At 71.5% G+C, this 7,787-nt stretch carries 5 protein-coding genes; 2 read left to right on the top strand and 3 right to left on the bottom strand.

The window, feature by feature from the left end:
* From RBH18_RS41905 to RBH18_RS41895, 3 genes are all read right to left on the bottom strand, one after another.
* Positions 1-502, bottom strand: a 502-nt coding sequence (locus RBH18_RS41905; protein ID WP_306216080.1) for a TetR/AcrR family transcriptional regulator, incomplete at its 3' end; no start/stop codon positions are given.
* A 267-nt stretch (positions 503-769) separates the two neighbouring features.
* Complete coding sequence (locus tag RBH18_RS41900; RefSeq protein WP_306216079.1) at positions 770-1,216, bottom strand: helix-turn-helix domain-containing protein; 447 nt, start codon at positions 1,214-1,216, stop codon at positions 770-772.
* A gap of 44 nt (positions 1,217-1,260) precedes the next feature.
* On the bottom strand, positions 1,261-6,072 hold the full coding sequence (locus tag RBH18_RS41895; RefSeq protein ID WP_306216078.1) for a diguanylate cyclase: 4,812 nt from the start codon (positions 6,070-6,072) through the stop codon (positions 1,261-1,263).
* 228 nt (positions 6,073-6,300) lie between these two features.
* Between RBH18_RS41895 and RBH18_RS41890 the strand changes: the two genes are divergently transcribed.
* Both RBH18_RS41890 and RBH18_RS41885 read left to right on the top strand, forming a co-directional pair.
* The gene (locus RBH18_RS41890) at positions 6,301-6,600 is read left to right on the top strand and encodes an EthD domain-containing protein (protein ID WP_306216077.1); all 300 of its coding nucleotides are present in this window, start codon (positions 6,301-6,303) and stop codon (positions 6,598-6,600) included.
* 308 nt (positions 6,601-6,908) lie between these two features.
* Positions 6,909-7,787 (top strand): FAD-dependent oxidoreductase (locus RBH18_RS41885; RefSeq protein ID WP_306216076.1); only part of this gene is annotated, 879 nt, incomplete at its 3' end.

Below are 7,787 nucleotides of genomic sequence, written 5' to 3'. Positions count from 1 at the left end.
TCATGAGGGCGGCCGCCGTGTCGAGCGGGATGTCGGTGCGTACGGCTCCCCGGCCGCGCGCGTTCTCGAGCAGATCCCGCGCCTGCTGCCGGAGCGACTTGTACCGGTCCCGGAAGAAATCACTCGAGTGCTCGTTGTTCACCTCGAGGGCGCGGGCCACCATGCTGTGCCGCAGAGCCATGAGCCCCGGAGCCTGCTGCGCGTAGCTCGCGGCCAGGGCGGCGAATCCCGGCCCCTGGTCCTGACCGCTCTCGTGCGCCTCGGCCAGCGCCTGGCGGTCCTTCTCACGCAGCACCTCGAGGAACAACTCCTCGCGGGTCTCGAAGTAGCGGCGCAACGCGGCATGGCTCACGCCGATGGCTTCCCCGATCGCGCGCAGCGACGTGTTCTCGAACCCGAGGTCGGCGAAGACCTCGACCGCCCGGTCGAGGATCTGCTGGCGGCGGAGAACCCCCTTCTGATAGCGCCCCCGCGAGCCCGTACCCGAAATCGACGACGTCATCTCGCGTGCCTTCCTGTCCCTGAGAAGTCTGGTGAAGTCAAAAGACCCACTTGGAACCTTAAGGTCTTGAACGCCTCGCGAGTCAGGCACGTCGACGGTGGCGTACAAGGTCACTGTCTGCCCTCGGCGCAGCCACGGATCGAGTCCCGGGCGCCTCGTACAGTGCCCGCCCGGCATTCCTCGCGTCCCCTCGGCGCTGTCCCCAAGGATCGGGCGGGTCTCCCACGAGAAAGGGGCGTGCCGTCGGTGCGCGATGACTCCCGGGAATCAGCTCATGGCGGCAGTGGGCAGGCCGAGTTCGTCCCAGAGGCGGGCACTCAGCTCGGGGGCGACGCTGATGCCACCGTCGTTGACCGTGCTGATCGCCCGGCGCACCTCCGCGGCTTCGGTGTAGCGGCTGATGACACCGCGTGCGCCGGCCCGGATCGCCGCCAGCGGCGTCGGCGGCTCCGGCCACGGCACGACGACGACGGGATCACCGATCGTCGCCAGCTTGCCGATCAGTTCGGCCGCCGCCTGGTGCGGCCCGACGGTCGGCAGGTCGACGACGATGACGCGGCAGGCGTCGTCCAGCTCGGACTGGAACAGCTCTTCGCTGGTCCGTATCGACGTCGTGATCAACAGGCCCGGACACTCGCGTACGAGTTGCTCCAAGCCGGCCCGCGCGATCGGCTGGGCGCAGATGATCGCCACATTTCCCCCGCTGAGACTCATCAACCCTCCCTGCCCGGGTACGACGAGCGGTTCTCGCGTCGTGTTCAAGCGCCACCGAATGACGTGGGCGCGACCCGATTGCGGTGCTTCTTGGCCTCGTACAGCTGGATGTCGGCGGCCTCGAGCAGCTTCTCGGCGAGCCCGCCGTCGGCCGGGACCAGCGCGGCGCAGCCGATGCTCACGGTCACTCGCCCGAGCGGACTCGCCGGATGCTCCAGCGCGAGCTCCTCGACCGCGGTCCGGGCCCGTTCGGCGGCGACGACGGCCTCGCTCAGGGTGGTCGAACGCATGAGGATCGCGAATTCCTCGCCACCGTAGCGCGCGATCAGGTCGGTGGACCGCAGGGCGTCGTGCACGGCCTTCGCCACCTGGCGCAGGCAGCGGTCGCCGGCCTGATGCCCCTGGGTGTCGTTGTACTTCTTGAAGTGGTCGACGTCGATCATGGCGACCGCCAGGGTGGAACCGTCCCGGCCGGCCTGATGCCACTCGTACGCCAGGCGCTCGTCCAGTCCGCGCCGGTTCACCACGCCGGTCAGCGGGTCGGTGACGTTCATGAACTCGAGTCGCGCATTGGCCGCGGCCAGCTCGGCGGTGCGCTCGGCGACCTTGCGTTCCTGCGAGGCGTACAGCTGCGCGTTCTCCAGCGACACGGCCAGCTGGCCGGCGATCAGGTCGACCGCGTCGAGCCGCCCGGTGGAGAACGCGTCGCGGCTGAGCGTGTTCTCCAGCAGCAGCAGCGCGCGGACCCCGCCGTGCGCGACGATGGGCTTGACGAGCAGGGCGCAGACCTCCCGCGCGGCGACGTAGGGGTCGCGCAGGAACCGCCCGTCGCGCTTCGCGTCGGCCACGACCAGCTGGTCGCCCGTACGCTCGACGAAGCGCAGCACCGAGACCGGCACGCGCGACGCGGCCCGGGGGTCGGTGAGGCCGAGGTCGCCGCCGGCGGTGGAGACCGTCCACCGGCCGTCGTCGTCGCGCATGACCAGGGTGGCCGCGGTCGCGCCGGTCAGCGAGCCCAGCACCTCGGTGAGCCGGGCGCGCAGGTTGTCCAGGTTGGTCTCGGAGCTGAGCGTCCGGGCCGCGGTCAGTACGGCCATGAGATCGATCTGCTCGTGTGTCGACCCCTCGGACCGCTCCGGCGGCGCTTCCGGAATGGCGAAGGCGCGCCGGAGCTCGGCCGCCTTGGCGTGCGCGCCCCAGCCGGCGTAGCCACCGGCGGCCCGTACGATCAGCGCCCGGCCGGACTCGGGATGTCCGGCGGCGAGGTGGAGCCGGCCCGCGCGCTCGGCGATGAACGCCTGGTGCCAGGGGCGGTCGACGTCACGGACGGCGACCAGAGCCTCCTCGTACAAGGTCAGCGCCGCAGCCCGGTGGCCGTGCGCCGCCTGGTGTTCCGCCTCGACGAGCAGCAGCAGATGCCGGAACGCCTCCGGGTTGTCGTCGGCCCGCCGGCGCAACCAGTCACGCTCGGCCGCGTACTCCTGCTGGGTCTCCGGCCGGGGCGAGCGCGCGAGTGACACAGCACGCAGCAAGTGGGCCATCGCGTTGATGTAGAAGCCGCGTACCGCTTGCCGGGCCGGGACGATCGCGGCGCTGTGACGCTCCAGCGCCTCGCCGTCGTCGAAGAGCAGGGCGGCATGCGCGTGCAAGGTGTGGAAGAACATCTGGGCGTGCAGCGATTCGCCCGGCGGTTCCTGGCCGGCGGGTGCGTCCTCCTGGGTGAGACGGTCCAGCCACGGCAGAAACGGCTCGTACGCCGTGAGCGCCTGCCCGTTGGCCGTCCGCCGGGCCATCGACACCGCCGCCCGGGCCTCATGGGCCACAGCGCCGAGCCCCTCGCGCCCGTCGATCAGGGCCGGAAGGGTCGTCTGGAAGGCCCGGGTCGCCGGGGCCAGGACGCCCGCGGCCAGCAACACCTCCTGCGCGCTGCGCATGGTCGCCACCACATCGCCCAGCGGCTCGAACCAGGGCTGCCCGAACGCCGCCAGCATCCATCGTGCGTTCGCGGCCGCGACCGGCCAGCCGTGCGCGCGGGCGGCGGCCTCCGAACGACGACCGAGCTGGTACGCACCGCGGTAGTCGTCCGCGACCGCGATCAGCAGGGGCGCTCCACCGCCGAGGCCGGTGATCAGCCACGGCTGGGGGCCGTAGCGGAGCCAGAGGTGGTGGCTCTCGAGCACCAGCCACGTGTTCAGCCGCCGATCCACGTAGTACGCCGGCGGCAGCATGCGGTCCAGCAGCTTCGCCGCGGCGGTGACCCGGGGATCGTCCACGCCCGGCCCGTCCGGGTCCGGTACCTCCTCCGCGCCCCAGGCGGCCAGTGCGGCGATGGCCGGCCCCGGGTCGGTGTCGAGGTCGACGCTCCGGGTCACCTGGAGCTGCCCGAGCACCGCCAGGCCGAGGTCGAGGGCCGCGCGCATGCGTTGCCGGCCGGCGAGGACCAGGATCTGCACGCACGTCGCGTCGGCCAGCTCGACGGGGTCGGCGCTGTGCGCGGACAGTTCCTGGTAGAGCCGGTCGGCTTCGGCCAGGTCGCCGAGGTGATAGAGGATCGCGTGCAGCTCGGCGGCGACGGCGCGGTGCACCGTGCTTCCCGGCTCATCCACCAGCGCGAGCGCGGCGGAGAGGAACCGTCGTGCGGTCGGGCTGTCGGTCATGCGGACGGCGGCGGCCGCGGCGCGCAACAGCTTGATCACCGAGTCGCGCTCGGCCGGGTCCGACACCAGGGCCACGACGGGCAGGTACTGCTGGGCCGCCTCCGCGTCGAGCCCGCGGCCGGCGAGGGTGCGGGCCAGACGCAGGTGCAGTGCCCGCAAGTCATCGCCGGACACGAGACGGTGGGCGGCCTGCTGAACCCGGTCGTGCGGGAAGCGGACCACCCCGGCCTCCTGGTCCAGCACGAGCAGGCCGTCCTCCAGCGCGGGGCGCAGTGCCTCGGCCAGCTCGGTGACCGATTGCCCGGTGGCGGCGCGCAGCAGACTCATCGCCACCTCGCCGCCCAGAGCGGCCAGCGTCGTGAGAACGGCGGGGGAGCCCGGAGGCAGGGTGCCGATCCGGTCGAGCAGCACGTCAAGTACGTCGTCCCGTCGCACGTACCGGCGGACGGCGTCGTCGTCCCAGTGCCAGCCCTCGTCGGTGAGGGTGAGCAGTCCGGCTCGGCGCAGCGCGTTGACGAGCTCGGCCGTGTCGAAAGGGTTGCCGTCGGTCAGGGGAAGGATCGCCGTCGCCAGCCGGCGCGACCGGTCGGCGTCGAGCCGCATCATCTCGGCGAGGAAGACCGACAGGTCGCCGGCCGGCAGGTTCTCCAGCGCGATGTGGTCCGGGGGCTGGTCGAGACGTTGCCAGCGGGCCAGCGTGAGCGACAGCGGATGGGCCTCGTCGACCTCGCCGTCCCGGTAGGACCCCAGGACGAGGACCCGGGTCAGCTCGCTGTCGGCGAGCATCGCGTCGAGCAGCGCGATCGAGAACGAGTCCGCCCACTGCAAGTCGTCGATGGCGAGGACGAGCGGCGCCCGCTCGGAGATCGCGCGCAGCAGGGCGACGCACCCGCTCACCAGCCGGGCGTTGCCGGTGCTGTCCAGCACCCCGGCGGGATCGGGCGGCGCCCCGGTGAGCAGGGCGAGCTCCGGCAGCAGGGCGGACACCGCGCCGGCGGTGATGGTCAGTTCCGAGGAAAGCTCGCAGCGCAAGGAGTCCAGCTGCTCGTCGGGTTCGCAGAGCAACAATCCGGCGAGCGCACGCAGCGCCTGGGTCATCGCGCCGAACCGCTCGCCCCGCTGGTACTGATCGAACTTGCCGGCGACGAACCAGCCGCCGGCCTGGGCCGCGGCGGTACGGAGCACGCCGATCAGGGCTGTCTTCCCGACCCCGGGGGCGCCGCGGACGAGCACGGCCCGGGCCGGTCCCGTCAGCGTGCTGCCGAAGGCCGTCCGCAGCCGGGAGACCTCGGCGTCCCGCCCCACCAGGCGCGACGGCGGCGAGATTCGTTCGGCGAAGTCACGCTCCCCGAGATGCACCGGCGGGCCGTCCGCGGCGGCCTGCTCGGCGATGGCCGCCAAGTCGTGAGCCAGTCCGGCGGCGCTCTGGTACCGGCGATCCGGTTCCTTCTCCAGCAGCCGCAGGATTGCGTCGGAGAGGTCGGGGCGTAGTGCCGGGTTGCGCTCCGCGGGCCGGTCCGGCACCTGCGTCAACTGAGCGCGTACGAGGGTCAGCGGATCCTCGAAAGCGAACGGTGGCGCACCGGTGGCCAAGGCGTACAGCACCGCACCGAGCGCGTAGAGGTCGGCGCGGTGGTCGGTCGGCCACCCGGTGCGCCCGGTCTGCTCCGGGGCGACATAGCGCAGGTCGCCGGCGATCCGGTCGTGATGCAGGAACCCCGGCCGGTCGCCTGCGAACGTGGTGGCCAGGTCGAAGTCGGTGATCATGACGCCCGGCTCCGGCTCCAGCAGGAGGATCGTGCTCGGCGACAGGCTTCTGTGCACGACGCCCCGGGTGTGCACGGCGGCGAGCACGCGAGCGATCGCGGTGGCGACGCGCAGCAGCGTCGTCTGATCCAGCGGGCGATCCTGCCAGAGCTCGGTCAGGGGCGTCACATCGTGGTGTTCGAGCATCAGCACCGTGCCGTCGAACGCCTCGGCCAGCCGGGGAACGCCGGGTACGCCGTCCAGCTGGCTCAGGATCGCCGCCTCGTGCGCGAGGCGCTCGGAACCCGGATGGTCCGGCCAGTCCTTGCCGACCGCGAGCCGGCCGTCCTTGGTGCGGGCCGGCACGAGTCGCTTGGCGCCCGCCCGCGGGGGCGCCACGAGCGCGGTCGCCAGCGGATCGGGCCCCGTGCCGCCGCTGGACGAAGTCACCATGTCGTCCCATTCGGCCCGGAGCCGCAACAATTGAGCCGCTGCGCTACCGGAATGCGGATACGCGCGATCTCGGCTCCGCGCGCTTGCCGCTGCCGGCGCTGAGTTCGCTCGCGTGCCGGACGGTTCGAGGCGAATCTGAGGGACAGAACGATCGGTCTTGACGGCACCGATCGGACTGGCTACCGTAGTGGGCGACAGAACGTTCGTTCCACTCGGGCGGAGAAGCTCATGGCCACCAAGATTACGATCATCATCGGCAACCCCACCGACGCCGACGCGTTCGAGAAGGTCTACGCGGAGGTGCGTGCCGCCGCCGAGACGTTCCCGAAGCTGCAGCGGCTCGAGTCGGCCAAGGTGTGGCCGAAGGAGGACGGCACCGCCACTCCCGCGTACCGCACGCTCGACCTCTACTTCGCCAGCTACGAGGACGCCTCCGCCGCCGTCGCCACGCCGGTCGCCGGCGCTGTCTTCGGTGGTCTGCAGGGCGCTCAGGTGGAGATCACCGGGCTCTTCTCGGACATCGAGTAGTCCCTTCGGCCCGGGTGCGTCCGAAGGCTGCCCCGTGAAGTGAAGCAGTGCATGACGACCGGCTCGGTCACCGTCGCAGGTGGCCGAGCCGGACTCGTGCGTGGTTTCGCCGGTGAGCCGTTCCCGCGGCGCATGAGTCCTTTCTCACGCACCGAGGTAGAACGTTCGGTATTGACAGTCCGGCGCGTGATGGGGAGGGTTAAGACGGAAAGAACGTTCTTGCCCAGCGACCCTGGCCGACGACCTCATGGTCCGGCGACCGCCCCTCTCTTCGTTGCGGCTCGGTCGAGCCGCGAAAGGAATCTGACATGAGCAGCAGTACGTACGACGTGGTCGTGATCGGTGCGGGTCCGGTCGGGGAGAACGTGGCCGATCGGGTGGTGCAGGGTGGTTTGACGGTGGCGATCGTGGAGCGGGAGCTGGTGGGTGGTGAGTGCTCGTACTGGGCGTGCATGCCGACCAAGGCGCTGTTGCGCAGCTCGGCCGCGTTGCGGGCGGCTCGTCAGGTGGCCGGCTCCCGGGAGGCGGTGACCGGGAACCTGGACGCCGCGGCCGTGTTGGCCCGTCGTGATTCGTTCGCCTCGCACTGGAAGGACGACGGGCAGGTCTCGTGGCTCGAGTCGGCCGGGATCGCGTTGGTCCGGGGGCAGGGCCGCATCAGTGGCGAGCGGGTTGTCGAGGTCGTCGGCGCCGACGGTGCCGTCACGACGCTGACCGCCCGGCACGCCGTGGTGGTCGCCACCGGCAGCAGCGCACTGGTGCCGGACATCGAGGGCCTGCGGGACGCGAAGCCGTGGACCAGCCGCGAGGCGGCAGCCGCGAGCAAGGTGCCCGGCCGGCTCGCGATCATCGGTGGTGGCGTGGTGGCTTCGGAGATGGCGACCGCCTACACCAGCCTCGGTGCCCAGGTCACCATGCTCGCCCGGGACGGTGTCCTGCACCTGGCTGAGCCCTTCGCCGGTGAGCGGGTGACGCAGGCGTTGCGTGAGTCGGGGGTGGATGTGCGCGTCGGTGCCGAGGCTGCTTCGGTGTCGCGTGATGAGGCCGGCACGGTGCACATCACGCTGGCCGACGGCGAGCTGGTCCAGGCCGACGAGCTGCTGGTGGCGATCGGCCGGACGCCGAACACCCAGGACATCGGCCTGGCTGGGCTCGGTCTCAAGCCGGGTTCGTGGCTGACGGTGGAT

The sequence above is a fragment of the Actinoplanes oryzae genome, assembly GCF_030757795.1.
Lineage (GTDB): Bacteria > Actinomycetota > Actinomycetes > Mycobacteriales > Micromonosporaceae > Actinoplanes.
Note: the sequence above shows the minus strand (reverse complement) of the source record. Positions and strands in the feature narration are given on the sequence as shown.